We start from the raw sequence: 25,834 nt of genomic DNA, 5'->3' as shown, positions 1-25,834 counted from the left end.
GCAGTTTGATTTCATTTGGCGTTTATTGCGATGTGTTTGTTCACGACTATCATCGTCAGACCTCATTATCGCAGTAATCCTGATGGTAATTTCAATAATAATTGGTCGAAGAAAGGTAATAGAAATCCTTATACTGGAGAATGGGGAATGAAAGCGAAAAGAGAAGGCAATAATCAACAGCTTGAGCTTGCAGGCTCACTCAACTCCAAAACTACTCAGCCGTGGTGAGTGGTGGATAGAAGAGATATCAAGCTCACTGATTGAATAGCCGATGATTCGTTTGATTTTTCTGGCGAATAAGCCTTCTTCAAGGCTACACCGGCCACCGGCTTTTGAAAATATCAATCTTCTAAACTAAGTAAATCTTGGTCTGATAAGGAACCCGACAAATCAGGTATATAAGTGATAAAGGCGGCGAGATTATCTGATCTTAACCAAGGCACACCGCTTATTGTGTGCAGTGCACAGTTGAGTCAATCAGATTTTGAGTCCGATCTCGGTGCTGATGCGGTGTTGATAAAGCCTCATTCATCGGACATAAATAACCTGATAAATAAAAATTAATTCAATAATTTCATCTATCAGGTTGCCTAAAACTTAGGGCTGATAATGCGTTCGACCTTTCTAAAAAGGTAACCTTGCGGGCTTTTTAGATTGATAGCTCAATTATAGCTTCTAACGATAGCGTTTACAGGTACTTTATCTAGATTTTTTCTTAATTTTAATAAAAGTACCTTCTTTAATTTCTCCTATGCGTAAATGCACCTCACTATGCCATTCCAGTGCCAACACCTAGATCGAGTGGGCGGAAGATTTTGAGTAACAATTTTAGGGTTATGAAACTTAAATTTTAATTTGTCTGCTAAGTTATTTAAGGGCGTGTTGGTAATTTGAAAAAAGAAACAAACTTCTAAAATTGTCAATGCCCCCTCGACTATAAAAAAATATTATCAATAATATAAGAAATATATATTAGATATTTTCTTATTAATTTTTTATAATGATAAGCAATCCACAACAATTCTAATAAATAGGTAAGTAAATATGACTAGCAAGGTACTAAAATACAAAAAAAAAATAATGCTGGACGATTTGGGTTACAAAATTGATACAGCAAAAACCTGAATTAATACTAACCAATCATCCTGAAGAGGTAAGCAGTATTTTAAAGGTATTAAACGGATTGTTGGGAGCCTTCGACGAAGCTAGGAAGGAATCGCATTGGACCTCTTCTGTTTGTGTAGTGGATGAACATGATAGACCATACGAAGAAGAAAATGTCAAAAAAGCAATAAACGTGATTTTATCTTTTATAGATTATAAAAATAATAAATGCGATCCTAGCCTTGATAATAACGAGTTAGAAAATAAAATAAATTCGCTTAAAGAGTGCTTGAAAAAGATCTTGAATGATAAGAAAATAGTGCTTATAATTATTGTTCTTCAATCCACGTTTGGACCTTAAAAAGAGAGCGACTATTGATAACTATTTAATGCAGTTAGATAGCACTTCTACGCTTTTTAATTTGCAGGTGCTTACCAAAAGCATGTTGCGCGATAAAGATTTAACGGCTCATCGAAGTATTATCGAGGTAGGACGAAGTGATACGCATCAAAAATTGCAAAATTTTTATGACGCTAATTTCTTAGCTTCAAATAATCCGAACGACAAGATGCGGATGTTGGCTGCACGAAATGTAGAACCAAGTGCACCAGAAATGGAAGAAGACAGCGCTCATCTCCGATCATTTAAACTGTGCTAATGTACTAACCCAATTTGTTAACCTCGTTAGTTACTTCGTTGACGAGGTTAACATAACGTTTTCTATTTTTCTCAGTCAGATTTTTGTGATATTCGTCTGAGATTTTAGCTAAGGCTTCTTTAGCATCTTCCGGGTCAGAAAAACGACCCCGTTGGTTGCTAAGTCCAGGAACTTGCGTATTGAGTGTTTGATCGCGGTGTTTTAAGGCTTCTGAAATAGCGTTTTCGTCTCCGATAAGGGTATTTAAAATCGTCGTCTGTAACGCTGAGGGATAGGTTTTTGTGACATAGTCTTTGATGATATTTAACTTATCACCGAGAATCTTTTTTCTTTCTTCGATCTGGCTTTGATACTATTGCTGCTGTTCTGACATGGCAGATAGAGTCTTATTAAATTGCTCTTGGTTCAAGCCGGCTGTTTTGGCTATGTTTTGTAGTCCTTGAATCTCTTGCTCTGGTAATGAAAGTGATTTCGGCAAGCTATAACTCTTGGGTGCTTCAAAGCTTTTTAGTTTTTCCTGTAAGGCTTTATTCTCATTAAATACCGTCGAGGTGTTTTTATACGCCTTTTCTAATTCTTCTACAGACTTATATTTTGCCGGCATAGAGTTTAGGTTCTGCTTTAGTCGATTCATTAGATTCTAAAATAGTAACATCTACTTCTTGCCCATCCTGTTTATTTTTGGTTTCTATCATAGTTCAAGTACCTCACTAAAAATTATCTTTCAAGGCATGGCAAACTTGATAGATATTTTCTTGAATCATCCGCCACACGGAGCGACGACCATCTTGCCAAGCAAAAGCAGCACCAGTAAAAGCGCGTGCATGTTCCATACAACTATCCGTTATCATATCGTTTAAATAAGCTTTACTTTTTGGTTCTAGTTCAAAGAGTAGATAAGTATCGTATAAGAACTTATCAATAATTTTATCTTTTAATAATTGATTCAATTTTTCTAACATTACATTTGCACCTTTGAAGGGGAAGGAATGGCAATTGGACTAGCACTGGTTGACGGTGACGATAATTGCGGCGTTGGCATTTGACTTTGCTGTATTTGTGCCATTTTTTTAATAAAAATAGCTAATTCTTCTTTAGATTTAAAAAGTTTGGAGGATAAACTTAACTTATTTACTAAAAATGGAACAACTTCTTCTTTGGTAGCTGCAAGCACTGAACCTTCGCCCCAATACTGCTGAAATATTTGCGCTGCTGTCGTAAAAGGACTTAAATCATCTTGTTTTTGTAGATCGTAGAGCGGACTTTGAAAGTCAAAGCGGAATAAATGGGTATTGATATGCGGAATAGAGCGATCTTGCGTTAACAATCTTCTTTTGGCTAAGATTTTGGCACTGATGGTGAAGACTTGTTTCGGTAATTCGTTTATGAGTCTCGAAATGTCGGTGTCATTGGTGCAATGTAAGGGTCGTCCTCCATTACAGAGGAGATCAGTATGGGAAGAAAAAAAATGCCAGGACTCGTTAAACTCGGGAACATCTGGCACATTAACAAAAAAGTCAACGGCCGTCGCATTTCAGAAAGCACTGGCGCAAGCTCGCTCGAAGAAGCTGAACGTTATTTAGTTCATCGACTTGAGCAGATTCGGCAAGCTAGCGTTTATGGAGTCAGACCTAAGCGGACTTTTAGAGAAGCGGCTACTAAGTATTTAGAGGAAAAAGAAAAATCAAGTTTACACGTGGACGCTTACTATTTAAAAACTTTAGATAAATACATCGGCGATTTGGCTTTGGACTCAGTGCATATCGATAGCTTAAGACGATACATTAAAGAACGTAAATTAGCAGGACTTAAGAACCGAACAATTAATTTTCGGATTGCAAGTGGTAAGACATATTCTAAATCTCGCTGAACATGAATGGAAGGATGAGTATAATTTAAGTTGGTTACATAAAGCACCTAAAATTAAGTTGCTTCGTGAAACCGATAAAAGAGAACCTTATCCGCTTCAATTAGATGAACAAGCGAAATTATTAAGTGGAATTACCTTTGCACTTACGGCGCATGGCGTTATTCGCTGTTAATACAGGTTGTCGTGATCATGAAGTCTGTCACTTAAAATGGAGATGGGAGATAAAAATACCTGAAAGCTCTGTTTTATCATTCCCGCTGCCGAGGTTAAAAACCGTGAAAAACGCTTGGTTGTTTTAAGTAGACAGGCTTTATAGGTAATCTTATTTACGCTGCAAATAAAGTATGTGAAGTAGGGAAACACTTAAGAATACTCAGAAAAAATTCTCTCGAAGTCAGTCGCGCAAGAAAATTTAAAGGAAGGGGAAGCAAAGTTGCGCTTAGTATAAGTCTTTGATTTTAGTCTTATTTTTTGGTGGGCCGTGATGGATTCGAACCATCGACCAATAGATTAAAAGTCTACTGCTCTACCAACTGAGCTAACGGCCCAAAACAGAATGGCAGATTATAGGCAATTTACTAAGCGATAGCAAGCCCCATTTCTTTATTGTTACCTCTCTTTTATCGTTATTTATCTACACAACTGTTTCATCACACAAATCCACCTTATTCAAAAATAAGCCCCTATTCGTACTGATCCTTAAATAAACGCACCTCATCAATCTTCTTCCTACTTTTTCTACTCTCCTAGTAATGTCGCAACTCGTCTTAAGTCAAGATATCCTCTTTTTTATCTATTTCCCTGATTTTTACTTAAACGTTTATCTGATGGCTTAGATAACCATACCTAGTACCCTTTTTAGTCTCTTAGAAAGATTTTCAATGATAGCGAGTGTATTCTGATAAGGTTTTGAACACCCTGTAGCATGAAGAGATCATACATACTCAAATAACTTAATTAGAAAAGCTATAATTAACTCTTGATTTTTATAATAAAAAATTTAATAAACTTAAACATTACAGATATGCATTAATAAGAAAAATCACTTAATCTCTCTAATTAATATAAGTATAATAGAACTTATTGTTATATTTAAAAAATATAGCATATTAAATGGATAACACTTTAATAAGAAAAGAAAATAGTATAAACTTTTCTAATTTAAAACAATTTTATTTAATTATTTTTGAAAACAAATAGCTGTCATTTCTTTATCAGGAACTTTTTTATTGTATTCTTCTAAATAATTCGTAAAAAAAGAATTTATTCTTTGAAGTTTATTAGTCGAATTTAATCCTTCTTGCATTTTTTGATTAAATGCTTCTAAAACTTCTACTTTCAATTCGTTCCTTTCTGAGATTCTCTCTTGTTCTCGGTAAATTTCTTTCAGCGCATCTAAAATTTTTTTATTTTCTTCTGTTCTTTCTTGTAGAGATTGATAATTTTCTTGAAATTCAAGATTTTTTTCACTTGACAGCGATGAGTCACTAATTTGACTCATATTGGAGATATCTAAATATAAGTCCCTAAATTTATTAGTGTACTGTTCAAATAACTCAATCATTGTTTTATTTTGTTCCAATAAAAAAGAAAGCTTTTCGAAAAATATTTGTCCAAAATTCTCGGTATTATTATTCATAAATTTACTCATTCCCTGTTAAGAAAGCTACTTAAAAGATAACATTATTTTAAATAAGAAATATACTCATAATTCCCGTTGTATTTATTTAAAAAATAGATTTAAACTATCTTGATGTAACTTTATTTATCGCATTGATTATTATTACTTTAAACTTATCCTAATCCTATTATTTAAATTAAAAATAAAATTTTTTAAATAAAATCTACCATAGAAAGATCGCTAAAGATAACTATCCGCCCACCCCCTTAAAAATTTAACTACTGCTTAACAGAAAGGCGATAAAACGGCATAAAGTAAAATATGTCGTATTTATTACCTTCTTGTCCCTAAAAAAGTTTATAAACTCGGTATTATTGTGAAGTTAAAATACTATTTTATCGTAAATCTTGACGAGAGACTGACTGATTCTATTGGGCTTTGTAAAAAACTGAAATTTAAAGGTAGGTACGTACAGGAGAAAAAATGATAAACTTTAAACAGCATTATCCTCTTTTTAGCATATTATGGCACAAATAATCCCGATACCACTTTTTGATTCACTTGAATTTACAAACCTCAATGAAACGAGAGCGCATACTATAAACCTGCCTTTTGCTGAAGCGGATTATCGCCAAGCACTTTATTTTTTATATAGTTACCGTGGTAGTTTAGCAACTTTTAATGCTTATCGTCGCGAAATAGAGCGCCTTCTGCAATGGAGCTGGTTTATAGAAAAAAAATCGATCAAAGAAATTTGTCGCCAAGATTTTGAGTCTTTTATTAGTTTTTGCCAAAAACCACTTGAACGCTGGATTGGAATCAAACATACCACGCGTTTCATTGAAAAAGCAGGAGAACGGAAACCCAATCCAGATTGGCGTCCCTTTGTAGCAACTGTTTCTAAGGTGGCGAGTCGTCAAGGGCTGGCACCTGAAATAAAAGAATATGCTTTATCGCAAAAAGCATTACAAGCTATTTTTGCTATTTGTGGTAGTTTTTACAATTATTTAATTCAAGAAAATTACATAGGTTTCAACCCTGTTGCACAAATCCGGCAAAAAAATAAATTTCTACGCAAAAAAAATACTAAAGGTATCGTACGCCGTTTAAGTGAATTACAGTGGGCCTATGTAATTGAGGTCGTAGAAAAAATGGCCCATCAAGCTCCTGAACTTCATGAGCGCAGCTTATTTGTGGTGAAAGCGCTTTACGGAATGTATCTTCGTATTTCCGAACTGGCTTCCTCAGCACGTTGGCAACCACAAATGGGTCATTTTCAAAAAGATATGGATGGTAATTGGTGGTTTATGACCGTTGGAAAAGGGAATAAAGAACGCATGATTAGTGTCAGCGATGCCATGCTGGATGCTCTAAGACGTTATCGGCAAAGCTTGGGATTACCCCCTTTACCTACCCGAGGAGAAACCACGCCCTTAATCTGTAAAACAAAAGGTCGTGGGCCCATTCAAAGTACACGCCAAATTCGCAGTATCGTACAAGCTTGTTTTGACAGCGCCTTTGAAAAGATGGTAGCGGACGGCTTAAAAGAAGATGCGCTCGAATTACGAACCGCAACCGTGCATTGGCTACGTCATACAGGTATTTCGGAAGATGTAAAATATCGGCCACGGGAACACGTCCGAGACGATGCCGGACATAGCTCTAGTGCGGTCACTGACAAATACATTGATATTGAAATGCGCGCGCGCCATGCTTCAGCTAAAAAGAAAAAGTTAAATCCTTTAGGATAACTTACTTGAGTGGGTCAACCTCGAGAGATATTACCTGCTCGTATTCAACAAACTGATTGCTCTGTAGTCATCCTATCCTTTTTGTAAGGATAACTACTCTTTTAAGCATCCGCCGATCACAGAAGAAGATAACCAATTTTGTGGAATTAAAAATCGCTGGGTAAGCTCTGCTTCACGCGAACCCGGTTCTGGTTGCCAGTCGTAAAGCCAAGTAACCTGAGGAGGCATCGAAGTTAAAATCGATTCAACACGCCCACCGCTTTGTAGTCCAAATAAGGTACCTCGATCATAAATTAAGTTGAATTCAACGTAACGGCCTCGTCGATAACACTGAAAATGACGCTCCTTCGAACCATAAGGCATATGCTTACGTTGCTGAATAATCGGTAAATAAGCCTTTAAAAAATGGTTGCCTAAACTTTGAATAAAGCAAAAGCAGGTATCAAAATCCCAGTGATTGAGATCATCAAAAAAAAGCCCCCCAATCCCACGCGCTTCTTGACGATGTTTCAAATAAAAATATTCGTCACAATTTCGCTTATATTCATCATACACATCCGCCCCAAAAGGATCACATGCTTGCTTAGCTACTTGATGCCAGTGTTGGCAATCTTCTGTAAAAGCATAATAAGGGGTTAAATCAAAACCACCTCCAAACCACCATTGTGGCGATTGAAGATTCGCGTTTTTACTACCAAGATGTATAAAACGTAAATTAAAATGTACGGTAGGCACATACGGATTCAATGGATGAATAATCAGTGAAACACCCATGGCTTCAAAAGGCTGCTCTGCGATCTGTGGATTTCGTTGCGTAGCGCTGGGTGGTAACTGTGCTCCGTGAATATGAGAAAAATTCCCACGCTTATTTGTCTATCACGTTGAGGCAAAAGATCCTCTCGGCAATGAGCGCTTTAAGCTTATGGAACATAAGCTTTACTACTATATTATGCTGCCTGCAGCACTGGCGACTCTCTTTTTTGGCATGCTTTTACTCCATGCTGGTCGCTACTCCTACTGGCACGCCAACTGGATGCACGCAAAATTGATTTTAGTGGGCCTACTGTTAGGCTTTCACCATGTTTGTGGTAAGTGGTTAAAAGCTTTCAAAGAAGGTCGAAATACGCACTCTGCGTTTTTTTACCGTTGTTGGAATGAATTTCCTACAATTATCTTAATCGGAACGGTTTTACTGGTAGAACTTCGCCCTTTTTAGCTGTGCTTTCTCGATGAAAAAGGAACAGGTCATTCTCACTTCATAAAAAGAATGACCTAAATTTAGCAAAGAGGCTAATTGATTTCTATCATTTCAAAATCTTCCTTCATTGCACCACACTCTGGACAACGCCAGGTTAAAGGAACGTCTTCCCAGCGCGTACCCGGAAGAATACCGTCTTCAGGCCAACCGTGTTCTTCTTCATAGATATACCCACACTGTAAACACATATATCTTCTGAATACCTTGGTTTCTTCTAACATTTTTTACCTACTTCACTCGTGTTATTTCAGAAAACAATCGCTATTGTCTTAAGTTGCCTGACTATAATAAAATTATTTTGATTTGGCAAAGCTTTTTCCTAGTTTTTTTATTATATCTTAGTCGTTAGATTCTGGAGCGGTGAAAAATAACACTGTTCTTCTCTGAGCACACAAGCGTTAGATCACTTACACCTCCTAATCCTTGTTTGAATAAACAACGGTTACTTTCCTTTCGGCATCAATGTGCATAACGCTTCTCCTAACTGATTCTGAAAGATGTCTGAGTTGGCTGCTTTCCCAAAAAAAGAAGCATTAGCCGCCGCCAGCGACTTATTTCGCAGGAGCAAGATAGGCTCACTTGAATCAAGTATTATCGCCATATTATTCTCTAAGCGGTCTTCCTCCTCGCTACTCGCCTCGGTTATGTCATCTGTTATACAACGACAACTTTCTGTTACCGCAATCGTTGTCAGGTAAGCCATGATTTTTATCAAAGGAACCCACAGTGCTTGAATAAATAGTTGATTAAATTGATCAGAATAACCCGGCCAAAACCGTGGATTTTCTGCACGCTCCCATAGATTTGAACAGCCATATTCAAATTCAGTCAGTAACATAAAAAAGAGACCCACAATAAAATTTTTTAGCTTAGGACTTACTTTTTTCTCGAGAAAATTAGCAAAGTTTACTTCAAATAATGTATAAAATAAAAAAATAGGCCACTGAAAATCAGACCACAAACTTAATCCAATTAAACTCAGGCGTGGTGAAAGCTTCAATATCGAACAAACCGCCGTAGACAAGCGACTTTCATCGACCATACCTTCAAAAACACCCTGTAAAAGAGGCAAAGTAAACAAGTAGTTAAATTGTTTGCTATAAAGCAAATAATCGAATGCCGGCATCATCGAAACAACGCCTAAATAACGGTCACTCAATGGCGCCGACGAATGTTTAAATCTCTGACCAGATAAAGGTTCGACAAGACTTAGATTAGTTTTATTTAACGTCATTTCCTGAGACGAACGTTTAAATCTCTGAGCAGATAAAGGTTCGACAAGACTTAAATTAGTTTTATTTAACGTCATTTCCTGAAAGGAAGGATACTTCAATGTACAAAATTTATGAGTCCAATCATTAAATATTTTTTATTTTAATTTCAGTCAGCTCTTCTTGCTCAGGCAGGGTTAAAGTACATTGCTTAAGATAGGACTGTAAATGTGGCGTCATCACAGCACATTTCAAGTCATATAAATGAGGAGGATAAGCCGCAGCAAAACATGTGGCCACCAAATTATCAATATGGGTTTGATTCGCTTGCAATAATACAACGGGTTTACCTATAAAAATAGAATATTTTATTTCATATTTTGGTAGATTATATCCGGGTAAACTTTCTATTTTCAGTATATTTTTAGTATGTGTACAATCATCTTTAACCGTAATGTTCAAATGAAACGTCCCAACTTGATTAATCACCCCGCTCAATATACAGGCTTGAGTAAGATTAAATACCGAGAAAGGGGGAACAAACGATTCTAAATAGCAATATAGTGGGCTATTATTCAAACTGACTAATTTTAAAAGATCGATTAAATCTTCTTGCCAAAAAATACCCGCTGTAATCGAAAATGTAACCGTTTTTTGTGAAAGAATTGGGTAAGTAAAATTCTCAGCCTGCACAAAAGTTTGAATTAAGCTTACTAACTGTTGCTCCTGTTCGAGGGGACGATACATTCCTCCAATAAAATGAAAATAAGGTAAGTAAATTCGGCGCTTGATTAACGTATCCGGTGCAATACCATAAACGGTGTACGCTAACGCTAATAAATCTTGATACGTTAAGAGGTGAGCATGTCCCTGATACTCATTAAGTAATGCGAAGTAAGTATCCTGATCAGTTTCCGAAAAACCATATTCAGTGAGAATTTCTTGAATTCGTGTCTCATTAAAAATAATAAAAGGTTTTAATATATTCCCATGATATTGATAAAGAGAAAACATGGAAATTGGGGTAAAAGGAATAATATAAGAGTAATCCTCTACTTTTCGCTGTGCGGTACGCAGCAAATCTGCTTTTACACAATTCATGTTGGTACGATCATATTTTTTTTTGATACACTCCTGCTCGAGCGCAGCCAATGCGTCTTGTGTCAAATTATAACTCAGAATACCTTGGGTATGCTCTGGGTTATATTGGATTAAATCGATGATACCTAAAATATGGCCTAATTCATGCACTAAAACACCAATCCCTAACTTTTGGTAAGATGGATTTGCGAGATTACAGCCCAAGGAAGCAAAGCTCGATATTGAAGTGACTGTTTCATTAGAAAATGAACTTAAATACCTAAAATAACTATTAAGGGGAATAACTGCCGCATATCCCAATTTTTTATCCGCCAAATTCTCGATTTTATCGAACATAATCTGATTTAAAAGCTTCTCTTTCAAAGCCATTTCATTTACTGGACAGTTGCGGATAATGGTCACGTTGATTTCTTTTTGCTGTCGATAAACAAAATGAACTAACCCAAACGAATTAAACTGCTCAACAGCGGTTTGAATTCGTTCAAGATAGTCCGTTTCATTACGGATATCGTCTTCATAATCATAGGCTAACGTTAATATTTTTCTAGGTTGGCTATAAAATAAAGGTAAATTTCTTTTTTTAGGAAAGAAAAAGCGTTTTGCTCGTATTTTTTTTCGGGGGTGTCGGTGTCGCATAAAAACTCCTTTTTTGACGATCCATCTCAGCAAGCACTAAACAAGAATAAAACAAAGTAAAGACTCCTTTTAACTCGATTTTCTTCTCTTTAACTGCCAGGGTATCTTAACATATTATTTTCAATAAAAATAATTATTTATTCAAAATAAATAATAAGAATATATGATATAAAAAGAGAAAAGAATATAGATTTTTTCTATATAAAAATCTATGAAAAAAAATCTATTAATTTTTTTAATAATCTATTTATCAAACAGCGCATCAATAAACTCTTGCGCGCAAAAAACATGTAAATCGTCGATTTGTTCGCCCACTCCAATAAAACGAATCGGCAAACCTAATTGTTTTGCTATGGAAAACACAATGCCTCCTTTCGCAGAACCATCCAATTTCGTTAAAGCTAAGCCGGTTAATTGAATCGATTGATGAAAAAATTGTGCCTGTGCTAAAGAATTTTGACCGATACTCGCATCTAACACTAATAATGTTTCATGTGGCGCAGCGGGGTCGAGTTTAGCCAACACCTTTTTCACCTTCGCGAGCTCTTGCATTAAATGCTCTTTAGTGTGTAGCCGCCCGGCCGTATCCGCAATCAAAATATCGATATTTCGTGCCTGGGCAGCTTGCAATGCATCATAAATCACTGAAGCACTGTCCGCGCCTTGATGTTGAGCAATTATGGGGACTTCATTGCGCTCTGCCCAAGCCGCAAGTTGTTCAGTTGCCGCTGCGCGAAACGTATCGCCGGCCGCCAATAACACTTGTTTACCTTGGCTTTTAAAGTAATGGGCGAGTTTACCAATCGTCGTCGTCTTCCCGACTCCAAATAACAAACGGCTTGTTGGACACCTCAATGCATAAAGGTTGTTCACAGGGTTTGAGTAAGGCCGTCAGCGCGTGCTCGAGTGCGGTCCAAACAGCTTGGCCATCGATGAGCTGTTGACGATGTAATTTCTGAGTTAACTCATTAATAATTTCTTCTGTGACGGTTAATCCTACATCAGCACTGAGTAATAAATTTTCAATTTCTTCCAGCAGGTCTTGATCAACCGTTTTTTTACCTAAAATTAGACTGGCTAACCCATCGACCAGTTGATGACGCGTTTTCTGTAAGCTATCTTTAAGACGTCGAAATAACGTTGGCTTACTGACCTCTGGGGTTTCGTCTGGTGTTTTTTTTCGTTTTAAAAATGTAAACATATCGTTCATTCACCCCTTTTGCGCGTACTATAGGACATTGTCTATTCAAGGTCATCTATTGTGATACAAATACCGATATGAAAAAAGGTCTGGTTCGAATTATTGGCGGGCAATGGCGGAGCCGAACGCTTTGTTTCCCTGCCATAGAAGGGTTGCGCCCTACCCCAAACCGAGTTCGGGAAATGTTATTTAACTGGCTCGATACGTTATCAGTAGGCCCAAGGCACCACTGTCTGGATTTATTTGCTGGCAGTGGTGCATTAGGCTTTGAAGCTTTATCACGCGGCGCCGCTTCAGTGACCTTTATCGAACAGTCCGTCATGCTCACTCGTTATTTACAAGCGCAAATTCAGCAGTTCTCCGCTCAAGAAAAAGCATGGGCGTATTGTGCTCGTTTTCCGAATCCAGCCACTTCATTATTGCGATCCCAAAAAGTCTGTTTTGATTTAGTTTTTTTAGACCCTCCCTTTGCCAAGCCTTTATTAGAGCCCGCCTTTGATTGGCTGATAGAAGGCCGTTTTTTAGCGAAACAAGCCCTCATTTACGCCGAAATGGCGGCACAAAAACCCACTCCGTGCTTACCCCACTCTTGGGAAATTTTACGTGAGAAAGTCACAGGGGATGTCCGATCGCAACTGATCAAAACTAATACTTGACTTGCCCACCCCTTCTTGTTTCAATGCGCCAAGGATATGATGAATTTTATCTCAATTAAGATAACATGAAAAAAACAATACTTGTGCTTGTTTTAGGTTCCTTGGCCGGTTGTGCAACCACTTCAGGTTCTCTCCCCAGCTCAGAAACTCCGCGAATTAATGCGCCATCTGATGATGCAAGCGTTTCTCTGGCTGAGGCTGCACGTTCAGTCAGCCAATCGCTCAATGAGCTCAAAGCCATTGAAAAAGCCTCGAACCCACCGCCTAAAGCACTTCCTTATCCAACTGCTGCGGGCCTTTTAGATAAAATTGTCGCTTCGGTTGATTGGTCAGGCCCGATAGAGCCACTTCTCAAACGAATTGCTAAACTCGCCGGCTACCGTTTAGTTATCATGGGTCGTACCCCTTCTATTCCGGTCCTGGTCACGATTTCTGCACAAAATACACCGCTGTCGGATATTGTCCGTAATATTGACTTACAATCTGGTCAACACGCAAATATTGCTGTCTACCCAGGTGTTCGTACGCTGGAATTACGTTATGCAAAAAACTAATTACAAAATACGCCATCTTATTTTTCTAACCCCGTTAATCTTCGGTTTAACAGGACAATACGAAACCGTGGGCAATTTAAATTCTCTGGATCAGCTGCAAAACTTACATGCAAAGCCTATCCCGGATTCAAAAAAGAAAAATATGTCCGAGATGCGCTCAGAAGCAATAAAAGATATTGCGATGAGTTTGGGCGCACAAGCCGGTTTAGCTTGGCGTTCAAAGGTAATTAATGCCACATTGGAAAAAAATACACGCTATTTAGATCAAATTTTTAATTTTAACTTGATGCTCCTCAATCATAATGTTGTCCCACCGGTTTTAGTGCAAGCCAATCGCTCGCTGAATTTAGCCGATTCACAAACCTTACGTGTGGATGACCGTTTTTATAAAATTATTTGCCAAGCACATTTCACTACGGTGCCTCCTGTATGGCAAAACTATCTCACTATGAGCTACCAAGCACCTGAAAAACCACTGCCCGCATTCTTACCGAAAACGGTTGAAGAAAGTGGAGTTTGGAAAAAATATGCTACCCTTGGCTGGCAAGAAGGTGTATCGCAAGCGAATGCTATTTTTTAACGAAAATTTATCGAGATTGAAACGCGATTATAATGGGATGGCCCTTTATCGAACTTTATTACTGAAAGGCATGGTCAGCCAACCTTTTGTTGCACATACAAACTTAGGTGTCACCGGCGATAGCTCTGATTTACATATTAATGATCAAATTTATCGCATTACGGCTTTACCTCAGTTACAACCGAATGCCAAAAAATGGCGACCCGTGGTGACCGATGATCGAAACCCACCTACTTCCTGATGAACCAACGCGCTTTACTCCGGATTGTCTTTCGAGACTGCTATTGCATTGTTTAAAACGGTCAGTCTCTGATATTACCTTACAAACCGGCGAGCCGGTTTTTGCAGAAGTTTACGGTCGACTCCTGCGTGTAACACGCCGTCGTTTATCGAACACGGAAATTTCTGAATTCTTAAACCTGGTTTATGGTCCCAATGGCAGTGCGCAAATCCTGAGTGGGGTCGATATTGATACGCACTATGAGTTTCGTCCGCAACGTCATGAACGCTATCGCTTTCGTGTCAATGCAACCGGCTGTTTAGTTGAAGGCCACGATGCCATTCAAATTACTTTTAGAACGATTCCAAGTACGCCTCCTCTATTAGCGGATTTAACTTTAGAACCTGAATTAAGGGATGCCTTAGCTCCCTCGCAAGGAATTGTCTATGTAACCGGTTCAACAGGCTCGGGTAAAAGTACCCTTCTGGCGGCGATTGTGCGTGATATCGCGGAAAAACAAGACAGTCATCGTAAAATTCTCACTTATGAAGCGCCGATTGAATTTGTCTATGACAGCATCGACAAACCGAGCGCTATTGTTAGTCAATCGGAAATTCCACGTCACTTACCCTCTTTTGCGGCCGGTGTAAGAAACGCTTTACGTCGTAAACCACGCCTCATTTTAGTTGGGGAGTCACGTGATGCCGAAACCATTAGTGCAACGATTGAAGCAGCGCTTACTGGGCATCCTGTCTATACCACCCTCCACAGTAATGGTGTCGCAGAAACCCTACGGCGCTTAGTCAATTCATTCCCCGCTGAAGAAGCACATAGTCGAGCGGTTGATATTATTGAAACGATACGTGTAGTCATCTGGCAACAACTCGTACCCACGCCAGACGGTAAGCGTATTGCGTTAAGAGAATTTTTAGTCTTTAATGAAACGCTGCGTGATCAACTCCTTCACTCCCCTTTAATGCACATCAATGCCACAACAAGACGTTTATTAAAAGAATACGGTCAACCGATGTCAGTGGATGCGCAACGTAAATTTGCAAACGAGAATATCAACGGTTGATGGCAATCGGTGAACGAGCGGATCTCGATGCCGGACTTTAACAAAACTTGGCTGCCGAGTGCCTCGCTGGATGTACTGCGTTGGCGCGCACACATGCTCCAAAAAATTCGTGCTTTTTTTGCTGAGCGCTCAGTTTTAGAAGTTGAAACACCTTTGCTTTCACACGCGAGCATTCCCGATCCAGCGCTACACAGTTTTAAAACTGACTACTTTGTTGATACAACTTATTCAAAAAGCAAAACATTTTATCTGCAAACTTCGCCTGAATTTGCGATGAAGCGTCTTTTAGCGGCCGGTAGCGGTTCAATTTATCAAATTAGCAAAGCATTTCGAAATGGGGGTGAAGCCGGACGTTATCATAATCCAGAGTTTACACTTTTAGAATGGTATCGAATTGATTTTACTCATCATGACTTAATGACTGAAGTGGATACATTGTTACAAATGCTGTTATCTTGTCGTGCCGGTGAACGTTTAACCTATCAACAAGTTTTTCAACGCTATTTAGAGATCGATCCGCATAAAGCAAGTATTGAAGTGCTCCAACAATGTGCGCAACATCACCAAATTGCCGCCGATTACTTACAAACGCTTGACCATGATGCGTGGCTTCAGTTATTAATGACGCATCTTATCGAGCCACAACTCCCGGATTATCCGGTATTTATCTATGACTTTCCTGCGTCCCAGGCTGCCTTAGCACGCATTCGCAATGATGAGATAGCGGTTGCCGAACGTTTTGAAGTCTATGTGAATGGCCTAGAATTAGCGAATGGATTTCATGAACTGAGCTCTGCAGAAGAACAACGCCAACGCTTTCTGATTAATCAAACACAACGCAAAACGTTAGGTTATGAAGCCATTCCTCTTGATGAACATTTACTCGCCGCTTTATCACAAGGCTTACCAAACTGTGCCGGGGTAGCGTTAGGCTTAGATCGGCTTCTGCTATTAATCTCGCAAACAAAAACGATTCAGGACGTTCTAGCGTTTCCCATCGAACGTGCTTAACTCTTTTATTTATTTAGATGGAAGTGTTCAGAAAGCATGGCGCTCGAAAACAGCTGTGCACCGGCTGCTTGCATTACCCTAATCGCTTTTTGCTCGGCATCCGGTGAAATACCTCGACAGCCCTCCACAATTAAATAGGTTTTAAATCCCAAAGCACAGGCATCCAATACCGTGTATTGTACACAATACTCTAAAGCCACACCCATCACATAAAGTTCCTGGATAGTGTATTGTTTTAAATAGTCGGCTAACGGCGTTTCTTTTTGACGTGCATTATCAAAAAATGCGCTGTAACTATCAATCGCCGGATCCGTGCCTTTATAAATAATTTTGTGAATTGTCTCGCCATTTAATTGCGAGACAAGTGCCGCACCGTTTGTATTTTGGACACAATGGATTGGCCATAAAACCTGCTCTCCGCCAAAACAAGCAATGCGCTCGCCGGGCTGTCGACCTGGATGATTCGCCGCAAAACTGATGTGATGAGGGGGATGCCAATCTTGCGTGGCGATGACTCTATCAAAAATAGATCTGTAATCGATTCGCCACACGAATCACCTCATCTCCTTCTGGAACAGGTAACGATCCATTTGGCATAAAATCATTTTGTAAATCAACGAGTAATAGCGCGGTTTTCATATTATGCAGCGAATCCAGAAAAAACCAGTTTATCAACAAATCTCCCGTAACAAAATATTTTAGAGGCTTCTTATTATCTAAAAAACTTTACATCATTCAAGCAAAGATACTCTTCATTCTTAACGACTAGGATTCATCTCTAAATTTTGAGATAAGCACTATCATTTTGTGCAGAAAACTGGCCGCTCCCCTCCTGAGAAGTTACCCCAAAAGAAAATAACGCATTTTTATTTCTGATTTTCCTATTTTTATTAGATATAAAATAATATTTAAAACAGTTAATAAGATAGGTTAAGAAAAATATTATTTTTGACCGCCTGTAAACATAAAGGAAATCGCTGAGAAGCAAGCATGTTTGTTTGTTTGTTTGTTTGTTTGAGCGGGATGATATTGAAAAAAATCTTGGCTTAATTGATCGACTTGCTTCTCAATAGAGTCATTACTGCCGACATCAAGTAAGGGAGAGTCAGTCGTTGTACTAAAATCAGCGGCTAATTTGCTGCTTTAGAAAAAAGTTGCTCGGCATAAAATAATGTATCCTTTTTTTCCAAAGAAACCGATCGTTGTATCCTCTGTCCGACATCGGGCTCGTCTAAAGCGTCATCACTTTGATCGAAGCTAGAATAGCTATCTTCTTGACTTTTTGTTGAGAAAATTGACTTAACAAACTCTTTTTTTCAGTAACTCTAAAATAAACCGTGGATCAGCTTGATCGGTCACACCTTGACGATCTAAGGCAAGCCATAATTCATATAACAATCCAGCTAAGTCTACTTCATTAAACCATCCATTCAATTCAAATTGAAAACCTAACGCAGCATAAGTGTGATCAATATTTTTTATAAAATTAACCAATAAGGGATAATCATACCAGTTATACATTCGCTTTCTGACTAAATCTGCAGGAATAAACTGTAAGTAGAAAAAAAGCCCCTCTTTCACAACTTTGAAATAAATTGTACCTGATTTAAATTACATTTTTTATACAGAATATTAATTAATAGACTATATTTTTTATCAATTCCTGACAAGAATTTTGCATTACTTAAACTATATTTACTTGATCAAACTTCGTTATACCAGCAGAATGAAATAGCTGGACTGTCAACCCATCTATTTTCACTCGTGTACAAGAAGATACTCATTAATCTTTTTCTTCCGGAAAAGGCTACCCAGTAAGTTTTTTTAAATTAGTATTAAAAAACTTTATTTTACTTAAATCAACGCCTTCTAAATTAGCATGAGAAAAATCTAATTTAATTTGTGTTTTTAAAATATCTTTAAAGTTAACAAATGCAAGATTTGCGTAAGAAAAATCAATTCTATTAAGAGAATCAACCGATTTAAACTGAGAAAACTCCTTATCAATCAAATTTCGTAATAAATGATGAGTAAGTGAATTCACCTCTTGAACAGCCAGCGGTGAAAGATCATAAATATAATGTTTAGGTATTTCTTTAATTCGAGTTTCGATATTTGCATAGAGAAAAGCATGCGCCAATATTCTTTTAACAAAATGTTCCGATAATTCTTCTATAATAAAAATGCCTGATTCCTTTGATAAGTTTTTTATTAAGTTTGCAAATACTTTAACATCATCATTATCTTTAATAATTTTTACACAGTGATCTTTTGTAATATAGGATTCAAATATAGGATTAGTAATAAATTTTCCTTTATTTATTAATTCAAAACATAAACTTTTTTTCTGATCTTAAACCCTCTATTTCAACCTGGCTCAATAAATCTAAAAAATTTATTCTTTTTAATTTCTTGTCATTGTCATCTTCAAATGACAGCCAAGAAACCATAATATTTTCTTTATAAGAATAAAAATTCTATTTCTTATCTGCTATTTTAATTACATGTAAATCCACCCAATACCTTAACCATTGATTTCTGGTTAGTCGGTCAATAATTGTGATTTTTAGATTGTTAGAGAATTTAAGAACAAAATTATCTTCTTTTAAATAAAAAATTTTATGCCAAGAAAACTGATCATCGAGCCCGAATAACTCTAATTTTTTTTGTACTAGATTTTGCTTTTCTAGGTAGGTTTTCTAACTATCTTTAATAATTTCTGCTATCTCACGATAATAAGTTTCACTCAGATAATCAAGAATTCCATTAATAGTGAATTTCTTTTTAAAATCTTGTAGATAAGTATGTTGTAAATCGAGTAAACGACTGCGTAAATTTTCGGCAATCACATCGGGTAAGACATTAACTGGAAAATTATTATCTTTAGCATAAAGTAGAAAAAAATTTCGCCCATGAATTTCATGAGAAAAATAGGTATATTAGCTAATTCACAAGCTATTTCTACATAAGTTTTAGGGGACCCAAAAGGCCGGCTAGTTGCAACATCACTTGCTAAATCGGTTGCATAGTTACGAATAAGATAATAAATATGCTGATTTGCTCTTTTCAATGATTTTAGCTTCTGATTTACATCTAAAATAAGTAAATAACAATTATCAATGCATTGTGCTAAACCATCACTAGCAAAAAATTCATTTATAATTTTAATACGCTGATTAAAATCAATACTATTATCGAATAATAATATTGAAATTTCTTCGAGAATTCGTTTGCCTTGTTCCTTATAAAATAAGGTAATGTGATTAGGCGTCGGATTTAAAAGACGATCAAAAAATTATTCAAGCATGGCTGCTGAACCCGTACCTTGCATTGAATAAAAGTTTTTTAATTTATTTTTAATGGTTTCAAGTTGAACTTGAATCAGTATATAGTTCGAATCATCTTTTAATTGTGATAAACGATTACTCGATTGCGTATAATATTTTACCTGGCCTCTAACCTGTTCATAAAGTGATTTATTAATTAATTCTGTAAGTTCTTGTTGATCTTTTCTTAATAAATCCTCGGGTTCTGGATTATTAAAAAAAGTAAAGAAACTTTGGGTAAAAGGCAAGTCGGGATTCATAGAGACAATCCTTTGCAAGAAATTTATTTTACAGACATTTTATCCATTTAAATATCTGATAGATAATCAGAACGATATTTATTTTCAAATACTAGTTTATTTGAAAAATTGATTACTATAAAGATGACTAAAATAAACTCTGCTAAAGAGACTCTTTTAATAGTCCTTTTTCTTTAAGAATAATTTTTAGTTTATGATGATACAGTTCTTCAACCAGCCCCCACAGGATAAAGATGAGGATTTAATAAACGCCGAATACTTTCATGAAAATGTTGTAAATGCTGATGTGTTTTTTTACGTGCTTCTTGCAAAGTAGGTCGCTTATAAATGAATTGACCTTTTTTAAAGATCGGTTGCATTAACTCTTGATAAGGTGTTCCCTTCGGGATAGGACAACGACGTGTTGGGTCAACAGGATCAATAATAATACATTCTTCCGGCACCCCCGTATTTTGATCATAAATCATATCCGCCATCGCAAACTGACAACTCTCATCTAAATAAAAACGTCGTGCAGCTAAAATACCGGGCGTCGATATCTTGAGTGTCTGTTCTGAAAGTTTTACCTTATATTGCCAATCGCCTTGCGCAGAACGCATCGCACTGAGTTTATAAACGCCATCTAAAGCCGGCTGCTCAAATGCTGTAATTAAATGTGTACCCACTCCCCAACTATCAATACTGGCTTTTTGCTCTTTTAAACTGGTAATCACTTGAGGAGTTAGATTATTACTCGCAATAATTTGTGCATCACAATAACCCGCTTCATCAAGCTGGCGTCGTGCCTGTTCACTTAAATAGGCAAGGTCTCCTGAATCTAAACGAACACCGGCTAAACGAAAGCCATTTTCCTTTAACTCATCGGCCACTTCAATCGCATGCTTGACACCTTGTCGTGTATTAAACGTATCGACTAAGAAAACGGTTTGATCCGGAAACGTCTTGGCATACTCACGAAACGCTTCTCGCTCTGAATCAAAACAAAGAATCCAACTGTGCGCTTGGGTACCACGAATTGTAATATTAAATAATTTACCTGCCAATACATTCGATGTCGCGCTACAACCACCGATATGTGCAGCACGACTTGCCATTAATGCACCATCAAAACCTTGAGCACGTCGTAAACCAAATTCAAGTACAGGCTCATTTTGCGTCGCTTGAACCACTCGTGCCGCATTGGTCGCAATCAGTGTCTGAAAATTAATAATATTGAGTAAAATACTTTCTAATAATTGGCATTGTAATAAAGGGCCTTGGATACGAACCAACGGTTCTTGAGGAAAAACCACCGATCCTTCTTCAATTGCGTGTAGATCACAAGAAAAGCGCAGCGTTCGTAAGTATTCAAGAAAAGCATCTGGAAATTGGCGATGACCTTGTGCCGTCTTCAGTTCAGCTAAATAACTCAAGTCTTCTTCTGTAAACTGGAAGTCAACTAGATAATCAATCAATGTCCCTAACCCAGCACAAATCGCATACAGTGATAAAATACCGCTTCACGTTCATGAATACCCGCTTTCCAGTAGCCATAAGCCATTGTCAGTTGGTAAAAATCAGTAAGTAAGCTTAAAGAAGTTCGATAGAGTTGACGGAGTGCGTTTGGCATAAAATTAGTTTCCCCAGCAAGGGCGGATATTATACCGCCCCTTGGGTAGAAAACTAGCCGCCCATTTGTTTTTCTCGAATTTCATCCAAGGTTTTACAATCTATGCAAAGTATTGCTGTCGGCCGTGCCTCGAGTCGGCGAATACCAATCTCCACGCCACACGAATTACAAAAACCATAGTGTCCTTCATCCAGTTGCTGTAAAGCACCTTCAATTTTTTTAATGAGTTTATGTTCACGATCCCGTGATGCATCGTCCGACCCATATCTTCTAATAACATCCGCTTTCTTTCGAGCAATAAGCGTCGAAAGTGCGCTTGTTGATTAGAACTCATATAGTCTTCCCCAGGGCGTTCCCTATAAGGCGCTATATTCAGATCGACAGCGGTATTGGCCGTGATCGAATCTTGTCTTTGCTCACTAAAAGGAGCTTTTTTTTCAGTCTGTTTTTTCGATTTTTTAAGTTCTGCCATGTTATTTTCTAGTGATGATTTTTGTTCTACTACAGGTAGCGCCTGGGAATCAGACTTCGTTTGCTTTCGTTTTTTTCGAGCGGTCTTTTGAATAACCTTCGCTGCAGTCACTGGCTTTGCGGCCACTTTTTTCAAAGTGCGTTTGGCTACGACTTTAGCTTGCGTGGGCTTCGACGTTTTTTGCGAGGCTTTGCGTTTACTAGGCTTTTTTTTACCGATGAAGGTTTTTTCACTTTGCGTCGCGTGACTCTTTTTTTACGAACACCTGTTCCTGTTGTCGCTTTCTTTTTACGCGTAGTTGTTCGTTTACGTTTTACCGCAGTGGTTTTACGTTTTTTAGCTGTGGTGGTTTTTCGTTTTCTTGTCGCAGCCACTTTTGTTTTACGCTTAGCAGTGGTTTTCTTTTTTGGGCCCGGTTTACGACCACGAGTTGATTTTGTACGCGTTGCTGTTGTCTTGCGTTTCACGGTTCTTGTCGTTTTTTTACGTGCAGCGGTAGACTTCTTAGCTACAGTACGTTTTTTACGTTTTACTGGCGTTTTTTTCGCTAACATAAAAAGCTCCTTTTGAGAATTTAAATTTGCCAATATTTGGCACACCCAAAAAAACCAAACACATCTATACCAAAAAACATTTGCCGTGGCAATCTATTCTCATTCTTTGGCAAGGGCGCGCTGGCTTTTTCTTGTTATTAGTGGTTTATAGATCATATTTTCAATTAATGCCATTTTCCGCTTGTCACACGTAAATGTCCGGCTAGATCGGCGTAAGATTGGATGGCCTGGTAACCATATTTTTTGAATAATTGGGTAACCATCGACGCTTGTTCAGACCCATGCTCTAAAAATAATTGGCCCGACTGCGGAAGATAAGCTCGAGCTTGCTGAATAATTTTTTCTAAATCCTCTAAACCATTTTTCCCTGCAATTAAAGCGGTTTTTGGTTCAAATGCCAAACTCAATTCAGAAGATAGATGTGGATCGCCCCACCCTAGATACGGTGGATTACTTACAATAACGTCAAAATATTCGTATGTACCGAACACCTGAAACCAATCGCCGTGACGCAGTTCAACATTCGATAGCCCATGTCGTTGCAAATTCTCGCTGGCCAATTGTAACGCCTCCACAGAGAAGTCGCTCGCTACAATTTTCCAGTTAGGGCGTTCGCTCGCCAATGCAAGTGCAATCGCACCTGATCCAGTTCCCAATTCAGCAAGTTTTATATTCTTTTGTGGCGGGCAATGTTTTAAAAGTAATTCGACTAATAATTCAGTTTCAGGACGTGGAATCAAGACGCGCTCATCCACCTTCAACGTCAGCGACCAAAACTCTTGTTCGCCCCGTAAATAGGCCATCGGTTCGCCATTTTTTCGACGTTTAACAATATCTTGAATCGATCGTTGTTGATCTGCAGAAAGGCATTGCGCTTCAGGTTGACTATACAATTGTGCGCGAGTTAAACCGAGCGCATCGGCAATCAATAGCTCAGCATCCAAATGAGGCGTCGTGCTGGTTGCCGTTAGCTCGACAATCGCCCAACGCCATAAGAAGTTTAACTGCATCGCGTACAATTCATCCCGCAACAATTAGTTGGGATCTTGCTTACGTCGTACATACGAAATAAAAAGCAAAATCAGTAACAACGGTAAAAAGATAGGCAATAAAATGGGGAACAGTACAGTCGCCGTAATCGCCCAAATCACCGCAATCGCGCCTAAAATCAACACCCCACCCCAAGTCAGGACAAAGAAAAGCAAGACACTTAAACAAAAAAAAGAAAATAAAAACCAATTAAAAGCCCCCAAAACCGTTAAACTAATTGCAACGGCTCCATTGAATAAGGCCGCCACAACGTGGCCACCTAAAATAAGTAAAAGTAGAATGATAAACGTATAAAAAACTTAAACAGTTCTTCATCCGGCTTAAGCTGAACAGGTAAAAATAATTTTAAACTCTGCTCACATTTCACCTTTTATTTTATTATTCTTAATTTGTAATAAGGCTCGCTTATTCACCCATTGCGGCTAGTTTATCGGCCTGATTTTCACGAATTAAGGCTTGAATCACAGGTTGTAAATTCCCTTCCATAATATCAGTAAGTTGATAAAGCGTCAGGTTAATACGATGATCTGTTAAACGACCTTGTGGAAAGTTATAGGTTCGTACTCGTTCTGAACGATCTCCGGTACCCACTAAGTTACGCCGTACTTGCGCTTCTTCTTGTTGTTGTTTCATTTGTTGCGCAGATAACAGCTTGGCTTGCAATAAAGACATCGCCCGGGCTCGATTTTTATGTTGAGAACGTTCATCTTGACATTCAACCACAAGCCCTGAAGGAATATGGGTAATTCGAATTGCCGAATCGGTTTTTTGAACGTGCTGACCACCCGCTCCGGAAGCGCGAAACGTATCAATTTTCAGTTCGCTAGGATTAATGTTCACTTCGTCTAATGCCTCTATCTCCGGAAGAATAGCAACCGTACAAGTTGAAGTATGAACACGCCCTTGTGCTTCGGTTTCAGGAACGCGTTGCACACGGTGCGCGCCAGATTCAAATTTTAATTGCGCATACACATCGGTACCACTGATCCGCGAGACGATTTCTTTATAACCACCTTGTTCGCTCGGATGGCTATTGAGAATCTCAATCTGCCAACCCTGTGTTTCGGCATATCGTGAGTACATCCGAAATAAATTACCTGCAAAAATCGCTGCCTCATCACCACCGGCTGCAGCACGAATTTCTAAGAAAATATTTCGCGAGTCATTGGGATCACGTGGAATAAGTAATTGTTCTAATTCTGCTTCAAGTTGACTCTGCTGCTGTTTTAAACAAATTATTTCTTCTTCCGCTAGTGCACGCATCTCGATATCGGCATCGTCTAGACACTGCCTTGCTTCATTTAATGCGGCGACATTCGCCTGATATCGCTGAAAAGATTGTACGATAGGCGCTAATTGAACATATTCTTTGGACAAATCGCGAAAACGATTTTGATCCTGAATGGTCTGAGAATCACCCAGCAACGCCGTTAATTCTTCATGGCGTTCAAGCAATACGGTTAATCGTTTTAATAAAGAGCTTTTCATAAGGGTCTTCTTTATACCGAAAGCGTGTTTATAAGTCGAGTCTTACTCTCTTTTTTTAAATCCGATCAAATCCGATTAAATTTAATCTTATAAATTAATCGACTATTCTCAAGAATAAGTAAACCACGATAGCGGGCGCTATGCGGCTTTATTTGATCACAGCAAAGAGAAAGATCGTATGAAAAAAGTACTTATTATCACTTCAGCGCTTTTTATGGCCTGGGTTGGCTTTATTTCTACAGGTTATGCCGCGTATTCTGGACAAAATCCCTGCGCATTTCAAGCTTGAGTGCTTAAGAAAGCAGGTTTTGTTTCCGATGCCTACTATGATGCGGCCTGCTTACGTCAAATATTAGCCAAAGTCCATATGGTTGAATCGATCTTAAGCCAAATAATAATACCGGCCATCCATAAAGCGACAGCTCTACACAATCTTGCTATTAAAAAAATCTACTTATCTGTTCCCTTACCACAGAGAATGGATCATAACGCAACGTCAAATCATTCGACTTTGCGTTTTATATTCTGTATTATCCGTCCGATAGGAAAGGACGCTGTTTGTTC

30 protein-coding genes, 1 tRNA gene and 3 pseudogenes are annotated in these 25,834 nt (G+C 38.1%); 13 read left to right on the top strand and 21 right to left on the bottom strand.

Going from position 1 to position 25,834, the window contains the following annotated elements; translation table 11 throughout:
- Nucleotides 1-36: 36 nt before the first annotated feature.
- From S3O_RS18295 to S3O_RS0109030, 3 genes are all read left to right on the top strand, one after another.
- Nucleotides 37-228 carry a hypothetical protein gene (locus S3O_RS18295; RefSeq protein WP_202798032.1) on the top strand — a complete coding sequence of 64 codons (192 nt, stop codon included), beginning with the start codon at nt 37-39 and terminating at the stop codon, nt 226-228.
- A gap of 877 nt (nt 229-1,105) precedes the next feature.
- Nucleotides 1,106-1,465, top strand: a complete 360-nt coding sequence (locus S3O_RS0109035) for a hypothetical protein (protein WP_010598786.1) — start codon at nt 1,106-1,108, stop codon at nt 1,463-1,465.
- 28 nt (nt 1,466-1,493) lie between these two features.
- Nucleotides 1,494-1,763, top strand: coding sequence for a hypothetical protein (locus S3O_RS0109030; protein WP_010598785.1), 270 nt, complete (start codon nt 1,494-1,496; stop codon nt 1,761-1,763).
- 352 nt (nt 1,764-2,115) lie between these two features.
- Here S3O_RS0109030 and S3O_RS19085 read toward each other — a convergent pair whose 3' ends face one another.
- The 3 genes from S3O_RS19085 to S3O_RS0109010 form a co-directional block, all read right to left on the bottom strand.
- Nucleotides 2,116-2,367, bottom strand: a complete 252-nt coding sequence (locus S3O_RS19085; protein ID WP_010598784.1) for a hypothetical protein — start codon at nt 2,365-2,367, stop codon at nt 2,116-2,118.
- 106 nt (nt 2,368-2,473) lie between these two features.
- The gene (locus S3O_RS0109015; RefSeq protein ID WP_010598783.1) at nt 2,474-2,725 is read right to left on the bottom strand and encodes a hypothetical protein; all 252 of its coding nucleotides are present in this window, start codon (nt 2,723-2,725) and stop codon (nt 2,474-2,476) included.
- Entirely contained in the window at nt 2,725-3,090 is a 366-nt protein-coding gene (locus S3O_RS0109010; protein ID WP_010598782.1) for a hypothetical protein, read from the bottom strand. The genes S3O_RS0109015 and S3O_RS0109010 overlap by 1 nt, the downstream gene beginning before the upstream one ends.
- A gap of 126 nt (nt 3,091-3,216) precedes the next feature.
- Between S3O_RS0109010 and S3O_RS17530 the strand changes: the two genes are divergently transcribed.
- Both S3O_RS17530 and S3O_RS15955 read left to right on the top strand, forming a co-directional pair.
- Entirely contained in the window at nt 3,217-3,633 is a 417-nt protein-coding gene (locus S3O_RS17530; protein ID WP_050816887.1) for a hypothetical protein, read from the top strand.
- Entirely contained in the window at nt 3,605-3,805 is a 201-nt protein-coding gene (locus S3O_RS15955; RefSeq protein ID WP_156792856.1) for a hypothetical protein, read from the top strand. Before S3O_RS17530 ends, S3O_RS15955 begins: the two co-directional genes overlap by 29 nt.
- A gap of 300 nt (nt 3,806-4,105) precedes the next feature.
- Here S3O_RS15955 and S3O_RS0109000 read toward each other — a convergent pair.
- Together S3O_RS0109000 and S3O_RS0108995 are read right to left on the bottom strand one after the other, a co-directional pair.
- A tRNA-Lys gene (locus S3O_RS0109000) sits at nt 4,106-4,181 on the bottom strand.
- 632 nt (nt 4,182-4,813) lie between these two features.
- Nucleotides 4,814-5,272, bottom strand: coding sequence for a hypothetical protein (locus S3O_RS0108995; protein WP_010598781.1), 459 nt, complete (start codon nt 5,270-5,272; stop codon nt 4,814-4,816).
- 506 nt (nt 5,273-5,778) lie between these two features.
- On the opposite strand from S3O_RS0108995, the gene S3O_RS0108990 reads away from it, so the two are divergent.
- On the top strand, nt 5,779-7,005 hold the full coding sequence (locus S3O_RS0108990; RefSeq protein WP_010598780.1) for a tyrosine-type recombinase/integrase: 1,227 nt from the start codon (nt 5,779-5,781) through the stop codon (nt 7,003-7,005).
- Between the two features lie 93 nt (nt 7,006-7,098).
- On the opposite strand, the pseudogene hemF reads toward S3O_RS0108990, so the two are convergent.
- Nucleotides 7,099-7,863 (bottom strand): annotated as a pseudogene (hemF, locus tag S3O_RS12535) (oxygen-dependent coproporphyrinogen oxidase); the annotation flags it as partial.
- A gap of 58 nt (nt 7,864-7,921) precedes the next feature.
- Here hemF and S3O_RS12530 point away from each other — a divergent pair.
- Nucleotides 7,922-8,221 (top strand): annotated as a pseudogene (locus S3O_RS12530) (CopD family protein); the annotation flags it as partial.
- Nucleotides 8,222-8,295: 74 nt separating this feature from the next.
- Here S3O_RS12530 and S3O_RS0108975 read toward each other — a convergent pair.
- The 4 genes and pseudogenes from S3O_RS0108975 to ftsY all read right to left on the bottom strand — a co-directional run bounded on the left by S3O_RS0108975 (nt 8,296) and on the right by ftsY (nt 12,412).
- On the bottom strand, nt 8,296-8,451 hold the full coding sequence (locus tag S3O_RS0108975) for a rubredoxin (RefSeq protein ID WP_010598777.1): 156 nt from the start codon (nt 8,449-8,451) through the stop codon (nt 8,296-8,298).
- Nucleotides 8,452-8,705: 254 nt separating this feature from the next.
- A complete protein-coding gene (locus S3O_RS0108970; RefSeq protein ID WP_010598776.1) occupies nt 8,706-9,572 on the bottom strand; it encodes a hypothetical protein in 867 nt (288 codons plus the stop codon).
- Between the two features lie 49 nt (nt 9,573-9,621).
- The gene (locus S3O_RS0108965) at nt 9,622-11,211 is read right to left on the bottom strand and encodes a hypothetical protein (protein WP_010598775.1); all 1,590 of its coding nucleotides are present in this window, start codon (nt 11,209-11,211) and stop codon (nt 9,622-9,624) included.
- A 243-nt stretch (nt 11,212-11,454) separates the two neighbouring features.
- A pseudogene (ftsY, locus tag S3O_RS14650) lies at nt 11,455-12,412 on the bottom strand (signal recognition particle-docking protein FtsY).
- Nucleotides 12,413-12,489: 77 nt separating this feature from the next.
- Between ftsY and rsmD the strand changes: the two are divergent.
- The 6 genes from rsmD to epmA all read left to right on the top strand — a co-directional run bounded on the left by rsmD (nt 12,490) and on the right by epmA (nt 16,511).
- Nucleotides 12,490-13,068 (top strand): 16S rRNA (guanine(966)-N(2))-methyltransferase RsmD, encoded by a 579-nt coding sequence (gene rsmD / locus S3O_RS0108955; protein ID WP_010598772.1) that lies wholly within the window; start codon nt 12,490-12,492, stop codon nt 13,066-13,068.
- 65 nt (nt 13,069-13,133) lie between these two features.
- Nucleotides 13,134-13,622 carry a type IVB secretion system lipoprotein DotD gene (dotD, locus tag S3O_RS0108950; RefSeq protein WP_010598771.1) on the top strand — a complete coding sequence of 163 codons (489 nt, stop codon included), beginning with the start codon at nt 13,134-13,136 and terminating at the stop codon, nt 13,620-13,622.
- Nucleotides 13,609-14,202: a type IV secretory system conjugative DNA transfer family protein gene (locus S3O_RS14645; RefSeq protein ID WP_010598770.1), complete on the top strand. Its 594-nt coding sequence runs from the start codon at nt 13,609-13,611 to the stop codon at nt 14,200-14,202. Before dotD ends, S3O_RS14645 begins: the two co-directional genes overlap by 14 nt.
- Complete coding sequence (locus tag S3O_RS15950; protein WP_156792854.1) at nt 14,150-14,443, top strand: type IV secretory system conjugative DNA transfer family protein; 294 nt, start codon at nt 14,150-14,152, stop codon at nt 14,441-14,443. The genes S3O_RS14645 and S3O_RS15950 overlap by 53 nt, the downstream gene beginning before the upstream one ends.
- Nucleotides 14,418-15,500 carry a Dot/Icm type IV secretion system ATPase DotB gene (gene dotB, locus S3O_RS0108940; protein WP_029463760.1) on the top strand — a complete coding sequence of 361 codons (1,083 nt, stop codon included), beginning with the start codon at nt 14,418-14,420 and terminating at the stop codon, nt 15,498-15,500. Before S3O_RS15950 ends, dotB begins: the two co-directional genes overlap by 26 nt.
- A gap of 27 nt (nt 15,501-15,527) precedes the next feature.
- Complete coding sequence (gene epmA, locus S3O_RS0108935) at nt 15,528-16,511, top strand: EF-P lysine aminoacylase EpmA (protein ID WP_010598767.1); 984 nt, start codon at nt 15,528-15,530, stop codon at nt 16,509-16,511.
- 5 nt (nt 16,512-16,516) lie between these two features.
- Here the strand turns inward: epmA and pncA are convergent, their stop codons facing one another.
- From pncA to prfA, 11 genes are all read right to left on the bottom strand, one after another.
- Nucleotides 16,517-17,062, bottom strand: coding sequence for a bifunctional nicotinamidase/pyrazinamidase (gene pncA / locus S3O_RS14640; protein WP_010598766.1), 546 nt, complete (start codon nt 17,060-17,062; stop codon nt 16,517-16,519).
- Nucleotides 17,063-17,810: 748 nt separating this feature from the next.
- Nucleotides 17,811-18,092 carry a hypothetical protein gene (locus S3O_RS0108925; protein WP_029463759.1) on the bottom strand — a complete coding sequence of 94 codons (282 nt, stop codon included), beginning with the start codon at nt 18,090-18,092 and terminating at the stop codon, nt 17,811-17,813.
- A 226-nt stretch (nt 18,093-18,318) separates the two neighbouring features.
- Nucleotides 18,319-18,651 carry a pentapeptide repeat-containing protein gene (locus S3O_RS17820; RefSeq protein ID WP_010598763.1) on the bottom strand — a complete coding sequence of 111 codons (333 nt, stop codon included), beginning with the start codon at nt 18,649-18,651 and terminating at the stop codon, nt 18,319-18,321.
- A gap of 1,155 nt (nt 18,652-19,806) precedes the next feature.
- Nucleotides 19,807-20,097: a hypothetical protein gene (locus tag S3O_RS0108900; RefSeq protein ID WP_010598761.1), complete on the bottom strand. Its 291-nt coding sequence runs from the start codon at nt 20,095-20,097 to the stop codon at nt 19,807-19,809.
- A gap of 209 nt (nt 20,098-20,306) precedes the next feature.
- Complete coding sequence (locus tag S3O_RS14635) at nt 20,307-21,551, bottom strand: nicotinate phosphoribosyltransferase (protein ID WP_202798031.1); 1,245 nt, start codon at nt 21,549-21,551, stop codon at nt 20,307-20,309.
- Between the two features lie 5 nt (nt 21,552-21,556).
- Complete coding sequence (locus S3O_RS18290; protein WP_202798030.1) at nt 21,557-21,706, bottom strand: hypothetical protein; 150 nt, start codon at nt 21,704-21,706, stop codon at nt 21,557-21,559.
- 53 nt (nt 21,707-21,759) lie between these two features.
- Nucleotides 21,760-21,861: a TraR/DksA C4-type zinc finger protein gene (locus S3O_RS20715; RefSeq protein WP_010598760.1), complete on the bottom strand. Its 102-nt coding sequence runs from the start codon at nt 21,859-21,861 to the stop codon at nt 21,760-21,762.
- A 463-nt stretch (nt 21,862-22,324) separates the two neighbouring features.
- Nucleotides 22,325-22,732: a hypothetical protein gene (locus S3O_RS17515; protein WP_156792851.1), complete on the bottom strand. Its 408-nt coding sequence runs from the start codon at nt 22,730-22,732 to the stop codon at nt 22,325-22,327.
- Nucleotides 22,733-22,896: 164 nt separating this feature from the next.
- A complete protein-coding gene (gene prmC / locus S3O_RS0108880; protein WP_050816890.1) occupies nt 22,897-23,742 on the bottom strand; it encodes a peptide chain release factor N(5)-glutamine methyltransferase in 846 nt (281 codons plus the stop codon).
- A 24-nt stretch (nt 23,743-23,766) separates the two neighbouring features.
- Entirely contained in the window at nt 23,767-24,030 is a 264-nt protein-coding gene (locus S3O_RS0108875; RefSeq protein WP_010598756.1) for a hypothetical protein, read from the bottom strand.
- 157 nt (nt 24,031-24,187) lie between these two features.
- On the bottom strand, nt 24,188-25,270 hold the full coding sequence (prfA, locus tag S3O_RS0108870; RefSeq protein ID WP_010598755.1) for a peptide chain release factor 1: 1,083 nt from the start codon (nt 25,268-25,270) through the stop codon (nt 24,188-24,190).
- Between the last annotated feature and the right edge of the window lie 564 nt (nt 25,271-25,834).

Origin of the sequence: Rickettsiella massiliensis 20B, from assembly GCF_000257395.1 — a bacterium.
Taxonomy (GTDB): domain Bacteria; phylum Pseudomonadota; class Gammaproteobacteria; order Diplorickettsiales; family Diplorickettsiaceae; genus Diplorickettsia; species Diplorickettsia massiliensis.
The sequence above is the reverse complement of the archived record's forward strand: the minus strand, read 5'-3'. Positions and strand labels throughout refer to the sequence as shown.

Excerpts from the sequence above, each read along its gene's own strand:
- S3O_RS0109030 (WP_010598785.1), top strand. The coding sequence starts at position 1,494 with ATGCAGTTAGATAGCACTTCTACGCTTTTTAATTTGCAGGTGCTTACC.
- S3O_RS17530 (WP_050816887.1), top strand. The coding sequence starts at position 3,217 with ATGGGAAGAAAAAAAATGCCAGGACTCGTTAAACTCGGGAACATCTGG.
- dotB (WP_029463760.1), top strand. The coding sequence starts at position 14,418 with ATGATCGAAACCCACCTACTTCCTGATGAACCAACGCGCTTTACTCCG.
- S3O_RS15950 (WP_156792854.1), top strand. The coding sequence starts at position 14,150 with ATGCTACCCTTGGCTGGCAAGAAGGTGTATCGCAAGCGAATGCTATTT.
- rsmD (WP_010598772.1), top strand. The coding sequence starts at position 12,490 with ATGAAAAAAGGTCTGGTTCGAATTATTGGCGGGCAATGGCGGAGCCGA.
- S3O_RS0108965 (WP_010598775.1), bottom strand. The coding sequence starts at position 11,211 with ATGCGACACCGACACCCCCGAAAAAAAATACGAGCAAAACGCTTTTTC.
- epmA (WP_010598767.1), top strand. The coding sequence starts at position 15,528 with ATGCCGGACTTTAACAAAACTTGGCTGCCGAGTGCCTCGCTGGATGTA.
- S3O_RS0108975 (WP_010598777.1), bottom strand. The coding sequence starts at position 8,451 with ATGTGTTTACAGTGTGGGTATATCTATGAAGAAGAACACGGTTGGCCT.
- S3O_RS0108995 (WP_010598781.1), bottom strand. The coding sequence starts at position 5,272 with ATGAATAATAATACCGAGAATTTTGGACAAATATTTTTCGAAAAGCTT.
- S3O_RS0108900 (WP_010598761.1), bottom strand. The coding sequence starts at position 20,097 with ATGAATCCCGACTTGCCTTTTACCCAAAGTTTCTTTACTTTTTTTAAT.
- S3O_RS17515 (WP_156792851.1), bottom strand. The coding sequence starts at position 22,732 with ATGTTAGCGAAAAAAACGCCAGTAAAACGTAAAAAACGTACTGTAGCT.
- dotD (WP_010598771.1), top strand. The coding sequence starts at position 13,134 with ATGAAAAAAACAATACTTGTGCTTGTTTTAGGTTCCTTGGCCGGTTGT.
- S3O_RS14645 (WP_010598770.1), top strand. The coding sequence starts at position 13,609 with ATGCAAAAAACTAATTACAAAATACGCCATCTTATTTTTCTAACCCCG.
- S3O_RS19085 (WP_010598784.1), bottom strand. The coding sequence starts at position 2,367 with ATGCCGGCAAAATATAAGTCTGTAGAAGAATTAGAAAAGGCGTATAAA.
- S3O_RS0109015 (WP_010598783.1), bottom strand. The coding sequence starts at position 2,725 with ATGTTAGAAAAATTGAATCAATTATTAAAAGATAAAATTATTGATAAG.
- prmC (WP_050816890.1), bottom strand. The coding sequence starts at position 23,742 with ATGCAGTTAAACTTCTTATGGCGTTGGGCGATTGTCGAGCTAACGGCA.
- S3O_RS18290 (WP_202798030.1), bottom strand. The coding sequence starts at position 21,706 with ATGCCAAACGCACTCCGTCAACTCTATCGAACTTCTTTAAGCTTACTT.
- S3O_RS0108970 (WP_010598776.1), bottom strand. The coding sequence starts at position 9,572 with ATGACGTTAAATAAAACTAATTTAAGTCTTGTCGAACCTTTATCTGCT.
- S3O_RS0108990 (WP_010598780.1), top strand. The coding sequence starts at position 5,779 with ATGGCACAAATAATCCCGATACCACTTTTTGATTCACTTGAATTTACA.
- prfA (WP_010598755.1), bottom strand. The coding sequence starts at position 25,270 with ATGAAAAGCTCTTTATTAAAACGATTAACCGTATTGCTTGAACGCCAT.